The organism is Niallia sp. WK069_GA_01 (assembly GCF_983173855.1).
In genome coordinates this window covers 2758103-2774749 of the sequence record NZ_OZ470138.1, presented here as the reverse complement: position 1 = coordinate 2774749, position 16647 = coordinate 2758103, and the positions used below count along the sequence as shown (strand labels likewise).

Annotated in this window: 15 protein-coding genes; 10 read left to right on the top strand and 5 right to left on the bottom strand. The window is 33.9% G+C overall.

Annotation, left to right across the window (positions count from 1 at the left end):
• Nucleotides 1-77: 77 nt before the first annotated feature.
• The gene (locus AC5LWL_RS13265; protein ID WP_493434739.1) at nucleotides 78-1244 is read left to right on the top strand and encodes a D-alanyl-D-alanine carboxypeptidase family protein; all 1167 of its coding nucleotides are present in this window, start codon (nucleotides 78-80) and stop codon (nucleotides 1242-1244) included.
• Between the two features lie 206 nt (nucleotides 1245-1450).
• Here AC5LWL_RS13265 and AC5LWL_RS13260 read toward each other — a convergent pair whose 3' ends face one another.
• Complete coding sequence (locus tag AC5LWL_RS13260; protein ID WP_493434738.1) at nucleotides 1451-3070, bottom strand: ABC-F family ATP-binding cassette domain-containing protein; 1620 nt, start codon at nucleotides 3068-3070, stop codon at nucleotides 1451-1453.
• Between the two features lie 307 nt (nucleotides 3071-3377).
• On the opposite strand from AC5LWL_RS13260, the gene AC5LWL_RS13255 reads away from it, so the two are divergent.
• The gene (locus tag AC5LWL_RS13255; RefSeq protein WP_493434737.1) at nucleotides 3378-3515 is read left to right on the top strand and encodes a hypothetical protein; all 138 of its coding nucleotides are present in this window, start codon (nucleotides 3378-3380) and stop codon (nucleotides 3513-3515) included.
• A gap of 343 nt (nucleotides 3516-3858) precedes the next feature.
• Complete coding sequence (locus AC5LWL_RS13250) at nucleotides 3859-4683, top strand: formate/nitrite transporter family protein (RefSeq protein WP_493434736.1); 825 nt, start codon at nucleotides 3859-3861, stop codon at nucleotides 4681-4683.
• 990 nt (nucleotides 4684-5673) lie between these two features.
• Here AC5LWL_RS13250 and AC5LWL_RS13245 read toward each other — a convergent pair.
• Nucleotides 5674-6399, bottom strand: coding sequence for a ZIP family metal transporter (locus tag AC5LWL_RS13245; RefSeq protein ID WP_493434735.1), 726 nt, complete (start codon nucleotides 6397-6399; stop codon nucleotides 5674-5676).
• A 178-nt stretch (nucleotides 6400-6577) separates the two neighbouring features.
• On the opposite strand from AC5LWL_RS13245, the gene AC5LWL_RS13240 reads away from it, so the two are divergent.
• The 5 genes from AC5LWL_RS13240 (at nucleotide 6578) to recQ (ending at nucleotide 11179) form a co-directional block, all read left to right on the top strand.
• Entirely contained in the window at nucleotides 6578-7771 is a 1194-nt protein-coding gene (locus AC5LWL_RS13240) for an MFS transporter (protein WP_493434734.1), read from the top strand.
• A 178-nt stretch (nucleotides 7772-7949) separates the two neighbouring features.
• Complete coding sequence (locus AC5LWL_RS13235) at nucleotides 7950-8219, top strand: hypothetical protein (protein WP_493434733.1); 270 nt, start codon at nucleotides 7950-7952, stop codon at nucleotides 8217-8219.
• A gap of 320 nt (nucleotides 8220-8539) precedes the next feature.
• A complete protein-coding gene (locus AC5LWL_RS13230; protein WP_493434732.1) occupies nucleotides 8540-8647 on the top strand; it encodes a YjcZ family sporulation protein in 108 nt (35 codons plus the stop codon).
• Nucleotides 8648-8681: 34 nt separating this feature from the next.
• Entirely contained in the window at nucleotides 8682-8843 is a 162-nt protein-coding gene (locus AC5LWL_RS13225; RefSeq protein WP_493434731.1) for a YjcZ family sporulation protein, read from the top strand.
• A 155-nt stretch (nucleotides 8844-8998) separates the two neighbouring features.
• A complete protein-coding gene (recQ, locus tag AC5LWL_RS13220; RefSeq protein ID WP_493434730.1) occupies nucleotides 8999-11179 on the top strand; it encodes a DNA helicase RecQ in 2181 nt (726 codons plus the stop codon).
• Nucleotides 11180-11852: 673 nt separating this feature from the next.
• Here the strand turns inward: recQ and AC5LWL_RS13215 are convergent.
• A complete protein-coding gene (locus AC5LWL_RS13215) occupies nucleotides 11853-13031 on the bottom strand; it encodes an alanyl-tRNA editing protein (RefSeq protein ID WP_493434729.1) in 1179 nt (392 codons plus the stop codon).
• A 175-nt stretch (nucleotides 13032-13206) separates the two neighbouring features.
• Here AC5LWL_RS13215 and AC5LWL_RS13210 point away from each other — a divergent pair, with 175 nt between their 5' ends.
• The gene (locus tag AC5LWL_RS13210; RefSeq protein ID WP_493436610.1) at nucleotides 13207-13398 is read left to right on the top strand and encodes a cold-inducible protein YdjO-related protein; all 192 of its coding nucleotides are present in this window, start codon (nucleotides 13207-13209) and stop codon (nucleotides 13396-13398) included.
• Between the two features lie 166 nt (nucleotides 13399-13564).
• On the opposite strand, the gene AC5LWL_RS13205 is transcribed toward AC5LWL_RS13210, so the two are convergent.
• A complete protein-coding gene (locus AC5LWL_RS13205; protein ID WP_493434728.1) occupies nucleotides 13565-13819 on the bottom strand; it encodes a transcriptional regulator SplA domain-containing protein in 255 nt (84 codons plus the stop codon).
• Between the two features lie 17 nt (nucleotides 13820-13836).
• The gene (locus tag AC5LWL_RS13200; RefSeq protein WP_493434727.1) at nucleotides 13837-13983 is read right to left on the bottom strand and encodes a hypothetical protein; all 147 of its coding nucleotides are present in this window, start codon (nucleotides 13981-13983) and stop codon (nucleotides 13837-13839) included.
• A 401-nt stretch (nucleotides 13984-14384) separates the two neighbouring features.
• On the opposite strand from AC5LWL_RS13200, the gene AC5LWL_RS13195 reads away from it, so the two are divergent.
• The gene (locus AC5LWL_RS13195) at nucleotides 14385-16514 is read left to right on the top strand and encodes a PAS domain-containing protein (protein WP_493434726.1); all 2130 of its coding nucleotides are present in this window, start codon (nucleotides 14385-14387) and stop codon (nucleotides 16512-16514) included.
• Nucleotides 16515-16647: the final 133 nt, after the last annotated feature.

Sequence of the window (16647 nt, the reverse complement as noted above, 5' to 3'; positions counted from 1 at the left end):
TTTTTAACTAAAAAATAGATAAATCGTTTGCTAAAATATTTTTAAAAGCATAAAAATTAACAAATAGGTGGGGGAAAATGAAGTTAATGTTGATTGTCTGCCTGATTTTAGGGATGTTTATCCCGATTCATGTACAGGCAGAGCAAGAGGAGGAAAAAGTAAAAGTAGACAGTAAGGCTGCGGTATTACTTGAAAGCAACACAGGAGCCGTTTTGTATGAGAAAAATGGCAATAAAAAAATGTATCCAGCAAGTTTAACAAAAATTGCAACAAGTATTTATGCAATAGAAAAAGGAAATATTAATGATATCGTTACGGTTAGTAAAAAAGCAGTGGATGTAGAAGGAACAAAGGTATATTTAGAACAAGGTGAAAAGGTAACAGTGAAGCATTTATTGGACGGAATGCTTATAAACTCAGGAAATGATGCAGCAATGGCGGTTGCAGAGTATTTGGATGGAAGCCAAGAACAATTTGAAGAAAATTTCAACAAGTATTTACAAGAAAATATCCATCTTACTTCTACGCATTTTACAAATCCACATGGTTTATTTGATAAAAATCACTATACTACTGCAAACGATATGGCAAAAATAACGCAATATGCACTTAAAAATGATGCATTTAGGGTCATTTTCGGCACAAAACAATTAGAATGGCATGGTGAATCATGGAATACGACACTTTACACACACCATTTAATGCTAAAAGGAGAATTGCCCAACCATGATATTATAGGAGGGAAGACAGGGTTTGTTAATGAGTCGAAACAAACATTAGCAACGGCAGCAAAAAATAAGGATATGGGTTTGATTGCCATTGTGTTGAAAGGGAATGTAAAAAAAGAGATATATGAGGATACAAGTAATCTGTTGGAGTATGGGTTTACTCAATTTCAATTAAAGCAAATAGAAAAAGGCCATCTATATTTTAATGATGGAAAAACCTATCAAACGATAAAAAATGAAATGATTACCACGCCAAAAACAGATAGCAAATCGAGTGTTACCTCTGAAGGAATTCTGCAGATAAAGGCAGAGGATAATCGAATCATTCAAAATATATCGTTACAAGAGTTAGAAAAACAAGTGCTTACAACTGAGAGCACAGATTCTGATACAACCGAAAATGTACATAATCATAAATCAAAATTCACCATTAGCATTCTTTTTGTTGCTGCTGGGATATCCATTTTGTTCGTTTGGATAAAAATGCGTAAAAGATATAATCGCTTGTTTTCATAATAAATCGATTAGAATGGTGCATAAACGTTCCAAAAGATATTTATAGGGGAAAGAGCCTATAAAACAGATGGAGCTGGCATATGTGCTATTTGAATAAGTCTGTGTCAAGAATAAAAAAACGCTTGGAGATAAAATCCAAGCGTTTTTTGCTACTCTGTTCTAACAGAATTATTTAATGAAAGGACGCTACTAGATAGCGTTTCATATTATTTGTACATTTGCACGATTTGCTTTTGTAATTCAGTATCCTCTAAATATGCATCATAATTCATTTGTTTATCAACTAAGCCGTTTGGTGTAATTTCCAAAATTCTGTTGGCAATAGATGAAATAAACTGGTGGTCATGTGATGCAAACATTAAAGATCCTTTGAAACTAATTAAGCCATTGTTTAAAGCTGTAATTGATTCAAGATCCAAATGGTTTGTTGGTTCATCTAAAAGCAATACATTTGCTCCGCTTAACATCATTTTTGATAGCATACAGCGAACTTTTTCCCCTCCGGAAAGGACACTTGGTTTTTTTAATACCTCTTCTCCAGAGAATAGCATTCTTCCTAAGAACCCGCGCAAAAAGCTTTCTGTTTGATCATTAGGTGAATATTGACGAAGCCAATCAACAAGTGTTTCATCATCTTCGTTAAAATACTCTGAGTTGTCAGCAGGGAAGTAACTCTGTGATGTCGTAATTCCCCATTTGAAATTACCGCTGTCTGCTTCCATTTCACCCATTAAAATTTTAAATAAAGTCGATTTTGCCAATTCATTTTTACCGACTAAAGCAATTTTATCTTCTTTATTCATAATAAAGCTAATATTATCCAGTACCTTAACTCCGTCAATTGTTTTAGATAAATTTTCAACACGTAATAAATCATTTCCAATTTCTCTTTCAGGAGTAAAGCCAACATAAGGGTATTTTCTTGATGATGGTCGAATATCATCTAATGAAATTTTATCTAATAATTTTTTACGGGAAGTTGCTTGTTTGGATTTAGATGCATTTGCACTAAATCTTGCAATAAAGTTTTGAAGCTCTTTAATTTTCTCTTCCTTTTTCTTATTAGCATCATTTGCCATTTTTGAAGCTAATTGGCTTGATTCATACCAGAAATCATAATTCCCAACATATACTTGTATTTTTCCATAGTCCAAATCTGCAATATGTGTACAAACTTTATTTAAGAAATGTCTATCATGTGAAACAACAATAACGGTATTTTCAAAGTTAATTAAAAATTCTTCTAGCCACTGAATCGCATGAAGATCGAGATGGTTGGTAGGTTCATCTAATAAAAGTACATCAGGCTGACCGAACAATGCCTGTGCAAGCAAAACTTTTACCTTTTCAGAACCAGATAATTCAGCCATTGTTTTTGAGTGTAGATCCTCGCCAATGCCAAGACCTTTTAGAAGGATGGCTGCCTCAGATTCTGCTTCCCAACCGTTTAATTCAGCGAACTCTCCTTCCAGTTCAGCTGCTTTCATGCCATCTTCATCGGTGAAATCTGCTTTCATATAAATGGCATCTTTTTCTTGCATTACTTCATAAAGACGAGAGTGTCCCATTATTACTACTTTTAACACTTCGTATTCTTCAAATTCAAAGTGATTTTGTTTTAAAATCGCTAATCTTTCTCCAGGACCAAGAGATACATTGCCTGTTTGAGACTCAATTTCATTAGATAAAATTTTTAAAAAAGTTGATTTTCCGGCACCATTTGCACCGATTAAGCCATAACAATTTCCTGGGGTAAATTTAATATTAACATCTTCAAATAATTTTCTGTCGCCATATCGAAGACTTACATTGCTTACTGTTATCATGTAATTAGTTTCCTCCAAGGTACAATATCTATAAAAGTATATCATTTTTCATACTTGAGAGCGAATCCTTTTCACTTTTTATTCGTAAAGATAAGAAGAATGCAAAAAGAGAAGGAAAAAATCAAAATAATTTAAAGGGAAAGTAGATTAAAAATAGAATATATTATTGTAAGCGTTAAAAATGAAGGAATGCCTATTAATTATTGAATCAAAAAAACAATAATACATAAAAATTTATAATTCGTTCATTCTTTTTTCATAATTACCCAGTATGATAAATAAAACAAGTCGTAAAGGAGTAGGTATTATGGCAAAAAAACAGCTTGTCGATTTAGTAAATAAAATGAAAAAATCTGGTATTAAAATAAGTTTTACAAAACCAAAATCACAATACATTGTTCCAATTCAGCAAAATAATAAACTGACTTCTTCTACGTCTCATTAAATAAGAAAGGTAATTTTCTAATATATGAAAACAAAAACTAGGAAAAAGGAAGATTTCCTGTATTAGCATTTGACTTAATGGATCAGTGAAACGTTAAATCTCATTATATCGGAGTCAGCAATATGGTGTTTAATTAGGAAGTCTTCCTAGTGGTATGTTCATTTTCTAGTAATAGGTAAGATTAGTGACTTTGTTGAATGAATTATTCAGAAGCTTGTTAAAAAATGTGGGAAAAGAGGGCAAGCGAAAAAATTTAAAAATGTCAAGGATTGTTCAAATTTACACAATCTTCTTTGGAAAGTTGTAAAGTATAATACAACTATCAAAGAAAGGATGAAAATATATGGACATTCAACCAATTGAGAAAGCGCTTAACTATGCATTGAAAAAGAAGACTACCATTGATGAATCTTTTTTACGCTATTTCACAAAATCAATCTTAGCAGGTGTTTATATCGGTTTCGCCATTATGATTTGTTATAAGCTCGCACAACCCTTTTCAGATGCTCATTCACCTGCCACATATATGATGACAAGTCTGTTTTTCGGAATTGCCTTAGTATTGATTAGTTATTGCGGTGGGGAATTGTTTACTGGCAATACGATGGCTTTTACGATGAGTACTTTAAAAGGTGCAACAACATGGAAAGATACCCTCTATAATTGGGTTACAACCTATTTTGGCAATTTAGTTGGTGCTTTATTTTTTGCTGTTCTTATTCATTTTACAGGTCTTTTTCAACATGTTGAAAAATCAACGTGGCTAATGGAAGTTGCAAATACAAAAATGAGTGCTACTACGACAGAATTATTTGTAAAAGGCATTCTTTGTAATTGGCTTGTTTGTTTAGCAATCTGGCTTCCTATGAATATTAAAGGGGATGTTGGTAAAATTTTTGCTACTATTTTAGTTGTTTTTGGTTTTATGATTTCAGGGTATGAACACAGCATTGCAAACATGTCTTTATTTTCCATTGCTTTAATCGTTCCTCATCCTGAAAGCGTTACAATTTCTGCTGCTCTGCATAATTTGCTACCTGTATCATTAGGAAATATAGTAGGTGGAGCATTTTTTGTTGGCGCACTAAATGTTTATATTTTCTCCGATAAAAAAACGAAATTAAAAGTTAATCAAACAGTAGTAGGACAAAAGAAAATCGCAAAATGACGTTAAAGAGAAGCTGGGACATAAGTATTCCAGCCGAAGATAAATCCGAACCATGATACGAAGATGTAAAAAACATTTCGTATCATGGTTTGGTTTTTTTATTTATGTAAAAAAGAAGGTTTGTGTTAATCACCCGCAGCCTGCATACACTTCGCTTTCCGTGGGGCTCAGCTTTAGCCGTTCTGCAGGGTCTCAGCTGTCTCGCTAATCCCACAGGAGTCTCGCACCTTACACTCCAATCAAGCCGTTTTGATTCGTTAGTTGCTATCGTTGAACTAGTGAAAACATCCATCTTATAAAAATAGACTAAAAGTGCACATTTTGGGAGAACAACGTTGAATAAGAAAAGTACAAGCGCCTTGTTTAGACCCGAAGAAAAATGTTTACATGACTCAAAAAGTGCTTTTTACTTTTAGAGGCATGGGGCAATACTCACCGGGGCTAGGTACTGGAGCTAGACACTCATCTAAGTTCAAAAATTTTATCCTTTCTTATCTTCTAAAAAAATCATCGCTCCATTGTTTAACAATAATACCTTGCAATGAAATTCGAAGACAAGAACTTATTCTAAAACAGGTTGCTTGTAACGGAGGGTGCGAAGACTCCTGCGGGAAATGTGGGAAGGCTAAAGACCCCGCAAGGCAACGCCGAGGAGGCTCAGCACCCACCCCGCGGAAAGCGAAGCAACCCGTAGTGGAAAGCAACCCCCACAATAAAAAACAAGCCCTCATTTTATTGTTCTTAAGCCAAGTAATATCAAGACTTGCAAACGAATTTGAAGGTGCGAAGTTTGAGTTAACTAGATGAAAAAACATAAATAACCAGTATAGGGAAGTAACCATTTACGTGCTAATGAGAGCATGTTCGTCTTTACCTATTATCTATTTCGTTATGTCTCAGCCTCTCTTTGGTTTTTTTTATTGTATGTATAGCTGAAGTCTCGCCAATTTTTTTGAAAATTAACTTTAATAACGGAATGTTTCACACTGTCTAAATAGAAGTAAGTGCTAAAGAGATCATTAAACCTAAACAAGTAATAAACCCAACAACTGGACCGCCTTTTTCAAAGGCTTCTGGAAGCATAGTGGAGCATACCATAGCAATTAATCCACCAGCACCAAATGCTTCGATATTTGCTATTGCAGTAACAGAAAAATGCTTAAGGAAGAGAAAACCGGCTAGACTGCTAATACTTGATATGAGAATGACACTTGACCATAGGAAAAGAATTTTTTTAGATGAATACCCGTCTTTTTTTAATCCTACTGTGGAGGATAAGCTTTCAGGAAAGTTGCTGATAAATATAGCAATAATAAATAACGCATCCACTTTGTTATTTGTAAGGATACTTAAGCCGATAATTAAAGATTCAGGTACTGCGTCCATTAATGTTCCAATATAAATAGCAAGTCCAGAATGATTCTCCTTTTTTTTTATGGAACGCTTTCTGTTTGTTCCACCTTTTCTATATAAAAATATTTCGATAATAGTAAAGAGCAATGCGCCTAAAAGAAATGCCGTGGAGGTTGGCCAAAGTCCACTTGTCTGTAAAGATTCCATTAGTAAATCAAATGAAGAGGCACCAATTAGTACCCCTGTCCCTAGTGCCATTAAGTAAGCAATGATTTTTTGGGGCAGATTAAAAAAAATCCCAATGATAGAACCGATAAATAAAGACATACTTGCAAATGCGCCCCAAAAAGCTGCTTGTAACATGTTAAGTCGCCTCCTTGCCTTAGCGCTTTTGAGTGATAAAAATTTTTGGCTTTTTTCTATTAACAGATGAGATTGTCCAGTTTCTTTCATTGTGAAATAAATACAAGCATTTATGTAAAAGAAACCATTTATTGTCTGTTGCTCTTACGTTATAATAGACAAGCAAAGGAGCATAAGAATGATGAAAAACAGCAACAGAAAAATTTATATTTTACAAGGTTTTTATTTTTTTGCATTTTTCGGCAGTGGAAGTTTATTGCCTTTGTTAAGCGTTTACTTAAAAAATTCAATTGGCTTATCCGGTTTTGAGATTGGTATTATCATGTCAATTGGACCGGTAATCACGATTTTTTTTCAACCAATTTGGGGGATGCTTTCTGACAAAACCAATTCTCCCTCAACTATTCTTAAATTATGCACATTTTTTGCGGGAATATTCAGCCTAGGCTATCTATTTTTTGACACATTTGTTTTAATCTTATTGACAGCGATAATTTTAGCTGTTTTTCAAAGTGCGATTGTGCCTATATCTGACAGTATTACAATTAAATATACAAGTGAAAATAACTTGGATTATGGGCATATAAGAATGTTTGGAGCATTAGGGTTTGGAATTGCTGTATTTATTATGGGGAAATTATCTGATATACAGCCTAATGTGATATTTTTTGCTTTTTTTATGTCGCTGCTTATTTGTTCATTTTCGACTAATAAGATGCCGAAAGCAAAAGCGACAACCAATAAAAATCCTTTTAAAGGGATAAAAGAATTACTTGTTCATAAAAAATATATGCTTTTTTTGGCTATTACCTTTATGATTTTCAGTCCTAATTTGGCAAATAACACTTTTTTTGGTTTATTTGTAGAAAACAGTGGGGGAACATATACAGGTATTGGAATTGCCTTTTTAATTGCGGTTCTATCAGAAGTACCTTTTATGAGTATTGCTGGTAGATGGATTAGTAAGTTTGGCATGTTAGAAATTACTTTGCTAGCAGGAATTCTCTCATTGGTTAGATGGATTTTCTATTTTCTTGAACCGAATCTTATGTTGATATACACAACAGCATTTTTACAAGGTTTTGGAGTGGGTCTATTTATTCCAGCAGCATTACAATATGTAAAAAAAATTGCCCCTGTCCATATGATGGCAACCGCTATAACATTCTATTCTGCCATTGGAAATGGTCTTGGCAATTGGTTTAATACTTTTTTAGGCGGATTTATCTTTGATCAATACAGCATCTTTTCCGTATATCTATTTTTTAGCATGTTAACAGCAGTAGGTATTGTGTTAAATATTTTTTTATTAAAACAGGAAAAAATGGAAAAATATCCGAAGAAAAGAGGAGTTCTTCATTCTGTTGAATGAAAAACTATATTTGGTAATAATTATATTAGTGATAACTCTCATTAAAAGGGTTGTCACTTTTTTTGTGAAAAGAATCGATATGGATTGGTAAATTCCGCTGTTATCTCGTGATGGTTGTCCATTCGAATTTCCAACTTGTACATAGGATAGTAGAGAGTAAACGTTGGAGGTGGAAAACATGTCACATTATTATAATCAATGTTCAAATGGAATTGGAAAATGTGTTCGTATTAGAACACATGATGGAAATGTACACACAGGTATTATTGACAGAGTTACACGCAATAAAGTATATATTCGACCTCTAGGAGGCAATCGCAGAAATTACGGCGGGTTTGGCTATGGCTATCCCGGTTATGGTGGTGGCTGGGGCTGGGGCTGGGCTGGAGCAGCTTTTGGTGTTTCACTCGGTTTAATTGCAGCATTAGCATTTATCCCATTTTTCTGATTGTCCAATAAATTGGATGGAATAGAAGGCATTCTATATTTCTTCTGGCTGTCTTTGAATGGAATGGTTGTACATTAACACTCCCCTTTATCCGTTAAATACAACTCCTTTGAGAAAATAGCCTAACTTCATCGTATGAGCAATAATTTAAATACGCCTGTGGGAAGAAATCAAAACGGAATGCCTCTATCCATCGGGTATACATAATTCCTCCAAGATAAATAAAAACTAAAATGTTTTTTTAGGAAAAGTGAAAATCGCCCATTCCTGACAAGCTGTCATTACATATGATGCTAATGTGTATGAGGGAGGTGGATTAAATGGGTGGTCATCCAGAAGGTGGAGTAGGCTTCGGTGGAGGTTTTGCTCTACTTGTAGTGCTATTCATTTTATTAATCATTGTAGGATCAAGTTATATCGGTTTTTAGTAAATAAGATAAAAAAATAAGGAGTGTTTTATAAATGGCTTATGGATATGGTGGATACGGTTATGGAAGTTCTTGTGGATGTGGTTATGCTGCTCCTGTAGCACCAGTTTCTACTGGGTGCGGTTATGGTAATGGATTTGTATTAATAGTAGTATTGTTTATTCTATTAATCATTGTTGGAGCAGCTTGGTTATAATATAAAAAGGGGCATGTATATAAGCCGATACTTAGGCATATATACATGCCTTTTTAAAAAGCTTTTCTTTTGGACTTTTTTTTGAGATTTTCATGATAAAATAGATAAGTATAATCACCTTATTCTTATTGTTTTAGGAGGGCATCGGTAACTATATGTTTAATAATGCATTAACCATTTTAAAAGACTATTTTGGTTATGATCAGTTTAGAGATGGACAAGCAAAAGTGATTCAATACCTATTAAGCGGAGAAAATGTTGCATGTATTATGCCAACTGGTGGAGGAAAGTCGATCTGTTATCAAGTTCCAGCGATGATTTTTGATGGTGTAACGGTTGTTATTTCCCCGCTTATTTCCTTAATGAAGGATCAAGTGGATACATTAACATCTGTTGGTATTCCTGCAACATTTATTAACAGCTCTTTGCAATCGACAGAAGTAGAGGAAAGAGTGCGTGCAATAAAAGCTGGAAAGTATAAACTGTTGTATGTAGCACCAGAAAGGTTAGAGGCAGATTTTTTTATTGATATTTTAAATGAAGTAGATATTCCATTCATTGCAGTCGATGAAGCTCATTGTATTTCACAATGGGGACATGATTTTCGGCCAAGCTACTCGCGCTTAGGTGAGATGATTCGTAAACTACATAAAAAACCAATAATAGCAGCTTTGACAGCAACGGCAACTCCGTTAGTACAAAAAGATATTTGTACACAACTTCAAATAAATGAACAACAGACTGTTATAACTGGATTTGAAAGAGAGAATCTTTCCTTCTCCGTTGTGAAGGGAGAGGACCGATTATCTTTTATAGATGCGTTTATATCGAAAAATAAGGAAGAGTCAGGTATTATCTATGCTGCTACAAGACAAGATGTCGAGAAATTATATGAACGTTTAAAAAAGAAAAAGTTACAGGTAGCAAAATACCATGGCGGAATGCGAGATCTAGACAGAGAGACAGAGCAGCAGCGTTTTATTAATGATGATTGCTCCATTATGGTTGCAACAACAGCCTTTGGAATGGGGATTGATAAATCAAATATTCGCTATTGTATTCATTATCAGCTGCCTAAAAATATGGAAAGTTATTATCAAGAAGCCGGTCGTGCTGGCAGGGATGGGTTGCCAAGTGAATGTATTGTTTTATATTCTGCACAAGATATACGCATTCAACGGTTTTTAATTGATCAAAACACAACAAATCCAGATAAGCAGAAACAAGACCTTGATAAGCTGCAGGCGATGATAAACTATTGTCATACAGAAGAGTGCTTACAAGAATATATTCTTCATTATTTTGGGGAAGAAACAGAGCAGAAATGCGGAAGATGTAGCAATTGCAAAGATAGCCGTTTGACAGTAGAAGTTACGACAGAAGCACAAAAGGTCTTATCCTGCATTATTCGAATGGGAGAGCGATTTGGGAAAACAATGGTTGCTCAAGTGCTAACAGGTTCGAAAAATAAAAAACTTCTCGACTTTTCTTTGCATACGATTAAGACATATGGGCTAATGAAAGAACAGTCTGCTAAAGATGTAAGTGATTTTATTGAGTTTTTAATTTCGGATAATTATATTGAGGTGACAACAGGCACTTTGCCATTATTGAAGGTTACCAATAAAGGGAAAGAAGTATTATTAGGAAAAAAAACAGTGCTGCGCAAAGAGAAAGTTGTTGCACATCAATTGACAGCGGATAATGCATTATTTCAACATTTACGTGCAATTAGAAAACAAATTGCAGCAGAAGAAAAAGTCCCTCCATTTGTTATTTTTTCTGATGAAACTTTACGTTTAATAGCAGCAGATGAACCAGCTACTTTAAATGAGTTTTCTCATATTAAAGGAGTAGGAGAGCTTAAACTGAAAAAATATGGCCAAACATTTATAGAAGAGATTGCTCATTTTAAAAGTAATCATCAGGAAGAGGACATTCATACAATGCCAATACCACCGATACCTTCTAATAAGCGAAAAAGGAAACAAGCAGCAGCTGTGGAGAATTCTCATTTAATAAGCTATGAATTATTTCTGTCTGGCCAAAGCATAAAAGAAATTGCTGAAAATCGAGATTTAAGCAGTATCACCATTGAAAATCATCTGCTTCGTTGTGGAAAAGAAGGAAAAATAAATGATTGGAGCATGTTCGTTACCCCAACAGATCAAACGGAAATTCAAACAGCGATATCAGAAGTTGGCCCGGAGAAATTAAAACCAATAAAAGAAATAGTTTCAGAACATATTAGCTATTTCATGATTAAAATTGTGTTGGAAGTGATGGGATTGGAGAAGAGCAATGGAGAGGAAACTAGCCGTATGTTGGATGAGTGAGAGAAAAGAGAGTGTAGGTACTGTGGCATTTGCTTCATTACTTTCATAAAAAAGAAGCTGGAGCATAAGTATTCCAGCCTAAGATAAACCCGAACCATGATACAGAAGATGTAAAAATATTTCGTATCATGGTTCGGGTTTTTTATTTATGTAAAAAAGAAGGTTTGTGGTCATCACCCGCAGCCTGCATACACTTCGCTTTCCGTGGGGCTCGGCTTTAGCCGCTTCGGCCATTGGCCTGCAGGGTCTCAGCTGTCTCGCTAATCCCACAGGAGTCTACGTGTATGCAGGCTGCTTCATTTTCCAATCTATTTCATTTTTTTCTCGGTAAAAGAATTAGGTTTTAGAAGGTAGCCTTTAAAAACGAAGTGGAATGGAGCGGAAGACACTCGACTCCTGCGGGAAGTAGAGGAAAGGCTTTAGACCCCGCAAGTAGCAACGAGGATGATCAGCTTCCTTTCTCCCCGCGGAAAGCGAGTGTCTGTAGCGCAATGGAACAACATAGTTTTTCTACTTAACAATATTAAAAAACATAAATAACCAGTATAAGGAAGTAAGCATTTAAGTGCTAAATTAGAGCATGTTCGTCTTTACACATTATCTATTTAGTTATGTCCCAGCCTCTTTTATTTAAAGGTGGACAGTCTTCTTAGGAGATATATAGGAGGCGGACTTATATAAAAGTATTGATCTCAGTCTGAACTTTTTCGAGAAAATCGTTCAAATCTTCTTGTGATGAGAAAATGGCTTGTGCTTGGGTTTTATTTCCTCCGCCTTTTCCATTAAATGCTTGTAAAAATTGTTTAAAACAATCTCCGCAAGAGAAATTATAATTCCCACTATGCATCAGCAGTGCTTTTCGTTCAAGCGTAGAGGAAAATAATACAATGTACTTCTGTTCTTTTACTATTTCTTTCGCTGTTTGCTGCAAATCTTTTAAAGGTTTATTCGTAAAACTCTTTCTAATAAGCGGGCTGTTTTGATTAGACATAATGGAATCTAATAAAAATTTGCTGTTTTCTGCTTTTAATTTGTCCATTTCCTTCGTAAGCTGTTTTTTCTCTTCTTCTTGTTTTTGAATACGATCCATTAGCAGCTGTTTATTTGTTTGAAATAGATCACTTAATTGATCTAAGATTTGTTGAGAAAGTTGATAATCCTTCATTGCTCTGTTTCCGACTAAAAAAAACAATCTTATTTGACCACGGTGTTTTTCTGTTTTTATTAATTTTAATAGTCCGAGCTCTCCAGTGCTTTTTACATGAGTACCTGCACATGCGGAGAAATCTATCTCTTCCATTTCCACAATACGAATTGGTTCGGATACAGATGGAAGTTTCCTTAAAGGGATATTTTTCAGTTCTTTGTTCGTAACAAAATAAGTGCTGATTTTTTTGTTTTCATTTATTAAGGCATTGCATTTTTGTTCCATTTCTACTAATTGATGTTTATGTAAATCTTCTATTTTTAAATCTATGGTAGTGTGGTCTTTGCCAAGATGAAAACTGGTAGTTGGAATTGCATAAAGGTCATACAGTACAGCAGAAAGTAAATGCTGACCAGTATGTTGCTGCATATGATCAAAACGAACTTGCCAGTCTATTATGCAATCTACTTCCGTTTTAGATGGGGGTTTTTCTAGCTGATGAACAACTTTGGTTTGGATTAGCTGCACATCTATCACTTTTATTCCTTCTATGGTCCCCTTGTCACAAGGCTGGCCGCCGCCCTCAGGATAGAAGTTGGTTTTTTCTAATGTCACATAGATTTTTTCTTCATCTTCCCACAATTCTGTTATTTTTGTTGACCATTTTTTAGTATAAGGGGAATTATAATATATTTTTTCTGACATATATAAGCACCTTTCCTTCGTTAGTACGAAATGATAATAAAGTTATCATACCATAAAAAGAAACAGTGGCTGCTAATGCTACTGAATAGTGCTTTTAATTGTAAGATAAACAAGAATAAAACAAAAAAATTACTAATTTCTTAAAAATTGTTCATACTAACTAAAAAAGGGGGCGATTCCAATATTTTTCAATCGAAAAGGATCAGAAGAAAAGCCAGAAGAGGTATTAATTAATTTAGAAGTGTATGCATGCAATTCCTGTCATGGATGGATGAGAAAGGATTTTGCGACAGAGGACTTAAAATGCCCGCTATGTGGAAATGAAACCTCAATGGAAATGAGAGAACTACCGCAAATTATTAATTAATTTTCAGAAGCAAGTTAGACTTGATTGCTTCTCCGAATGGATTGTTGAATTGGAATTGGCAGCCTGAATACACTTTGCTCTTCGTGGGAGCGCCGGATACACCCTATCCTTTCTCGCATTCCCGCAGAAGTCTACGTGTATTCTGGCTGCTGCTTATTTTTCGTTTTTAGTAATATTCACTATCTTCTTGATACATTTCGTTATAAGCAATTTGTGCATCATTTTCTGTTTGGAATAATGCATCATCATCCTCAATCGTATGAAAGGTATCATTTAGAAATAATGCAAAAGCCTCTGGATTCTTTGGGTGTGGCACTATTTCTGCTGGTTTCACATTTGATACGGTTGGTGTATGTGGGTTGTGATAGATAACATAAACCTCATCACCTAATTGTATATTTTTTGGATCAATTGTAGTCATCCTTTTTTTCCTCTCTATTATAAATTTTCCCGTTGCTGTCCGATCTCTTTTTCACTAAGCATTACATTGGCTGCTTCCATATTTGCTAAATCATCGATTGAATCTCCACGAATATCGGACTGTAAATTTTTTTTATCTAATAACAATTCTTTCTTTTTCTTCATTTTGCTGTTCACTCCTTTATTAAAGTTTTCTCTTATTTATAAAAAATATAATTTGAAAAATTTGTATTATATTGTTTAGGGTGAAGGAGACAAAAGAAGTGTGATAACCAGTGGAATAAAAATGAATAGTCTTGTATATAAAGGAAAAAATATAAATGGTAAGATGACCTTTTTTAAAAAAGGAATACGCTTTTATTTATCGAGATATCCTTTTGGTGTGAAAAAAGTACTTTCCTCCCTATTGTATTTCCATTACAATCATAGTTGAAACAGTTTTTTTAAATCATAAAAATTTAATCGTATAGCGTTTAAGAAATGTTAATCAAGATAGCCTCTAAACATAGAGAGAGACTTGATTATGAACGATAACGATCTTCATTTTATGTATAGGAGGATAAATATTGTACAGCTCCATTCTTATTTTTGTAAGCATTCTATTATTATATGTGGCATGCTATACTTCCTTTGATTTATTTTATTTAGTAAGAAATGCTGAAAAAAACAGTCGATTATTATTTCTGGCAAGCACTTTTTCGATGGGGTTTGGTTTTTGGATTATGAGTTTTATTGGTATGATGGCAAACAACATCTATGCAACCGCAACTTATGAAATACCGATCACTATTTTATCCATGCTTATAGGCATTTGTTTTAGCGGAATGGCCTTTTATTCCTTATTAGATAAAGAACATAATAAACACCGCATTTTTATTGGAGCATTCTTTTTTAGTTTATCCATGCTTTCGGTGCTTATTATCGGATTGTATTCTATAGGAAGCACGATTCAATATAATCTTTTTTCATTATTTATTAGTTTTGTTTTATTATTTTTTGGTTTTTCTTATTCTATTTGGTTTTCATTTTATCGAACCAAAAAAACCCGTATTCCTTCTTCCTTTATTAGACCCTTTTGTTGTTTTGTTATGACGCTTGTAACCATTGTTAGTCAGTATTTGATGTTGAATAAGTCAACTCCGGTTAAATGGACTGAAATATCACCAGATTATTATAATAGCTTTATTGTATATGTAGTATTATTTATTACTATTTTAATCTTAGGAGGGCTAATAGGAACTAGTAGCCTTATAACGGAAAAGCTCGCTGTAAGCGATATAAATGTTCGTGATATGCAACATGCTCTTGATGAATCATCCATCGTTGTTTTTACGGATAACAACGGAATTATTACATATGTAAATGATAAATTTGTGGAAGTATCGAAATTTCAACGATCGGAGTTAATAGGACATAATCATCGAATCGTTAATTCTGGATATCATCCTCCAGAGTTTTTTAAGGATTTGTGGAAAACGATAAAAAAAGGTGATATTTGGAAAGGGGAAATACTAAACAAGGCAAAAGACGGCACCTTCTATTGGGTGGATACAGTTATTGTCCCCTTTGTAAATAAAAAGGGGATTCCCTACCAATACGTTTCCATTAGAAGAAATATTACGGAACAAAAAAATGTCTTAGGAAAATTAGAGGAAAGCATTAAGGAAGTAAGTGAAATCAAATTTGCACTGGATCAGTCAAGCATTATTGCTTTTACAGACAGTCAGGGAAAAATAATTAGTGTAAATGATAAGTTTTGTATTATTTCAGGTTTTAGCAAGAAGGAGTTAATAGGAAAAGATCATCGAATTGTTAATTCTGGATATCATTCTAAAGAATTCTTTCAATTATTATGGAAAACGATCTCGAGTGGAGAAGTGTGGAAGGGAGAAATCCGCAATAAAGCAAAGGACGGCAGCTATTATTGGGTGGATACGACGATTATTCCATTTCAAGATAAAAATAATAAGGTTTATCAATATTTAGCTATTCGAAATGATATAACAGAGAAGAAAAAAACGGAAGAAATTCTTCACCGCCAAGACAAATTGGCTGCGATTGGCCAACTAGCAGCAGGTGTTGCTCACGAAATTCGCAATCCTTTAACTTCAATTAAAGGTTATGCCGAATTTTTGAGTCTTGATGAATTGGATCAAAACAGACAGGAATTTTTTGAAATTATTCTGGATGAAATTGAACGAGTGAACTCCATAGTGGAAGAATTTATGATGTTATCTAAACCAACAGTTGCTTTATTGGAAAGAAAAAAACTAATTCCGATCATTCAAAATGTCATTTCTATCCTTGATTATCAATTAAGAAAGAGCCACAGCAACATCCATTTTGAATATGACACAGAAGAAACGATAATTGAATGCGATGAAAATAAATTAAAGCAAGTATTTTTAAATTTTATCAAAAATTCGATTGAAGCCATGCCCCATGGCGGGGATATTTTTGTTCAAGTAAAAGTGCGTGAAGAGATTGAAATTACGATAAAAGATACCGGTATCGGAATGGCGAAAGAACAATTGAAAAAAATTGGAGAGCCTTTCTTTACAACAAAAAAAGAAGGTAACGGATTAGGACTGATGGTAAGTTTTAAAATAATTGAAAATTTACATGGAAAAGTATATATAGATAGTGAAGAAAATAAAGGAACATCTTTCCAACTAGTATTCCCTATCGTTTCTTGATTAGGTGAAAAGTCTGTAGAAAATCATTTCTTTTATTTTGTGTAGGTAATAAGAGGTGTTATTTTGTATTTTTCTGATAATTAGACTTCTAACTGTCAAGTGATTGTTACATTAGTAATCGAATTAATATCTC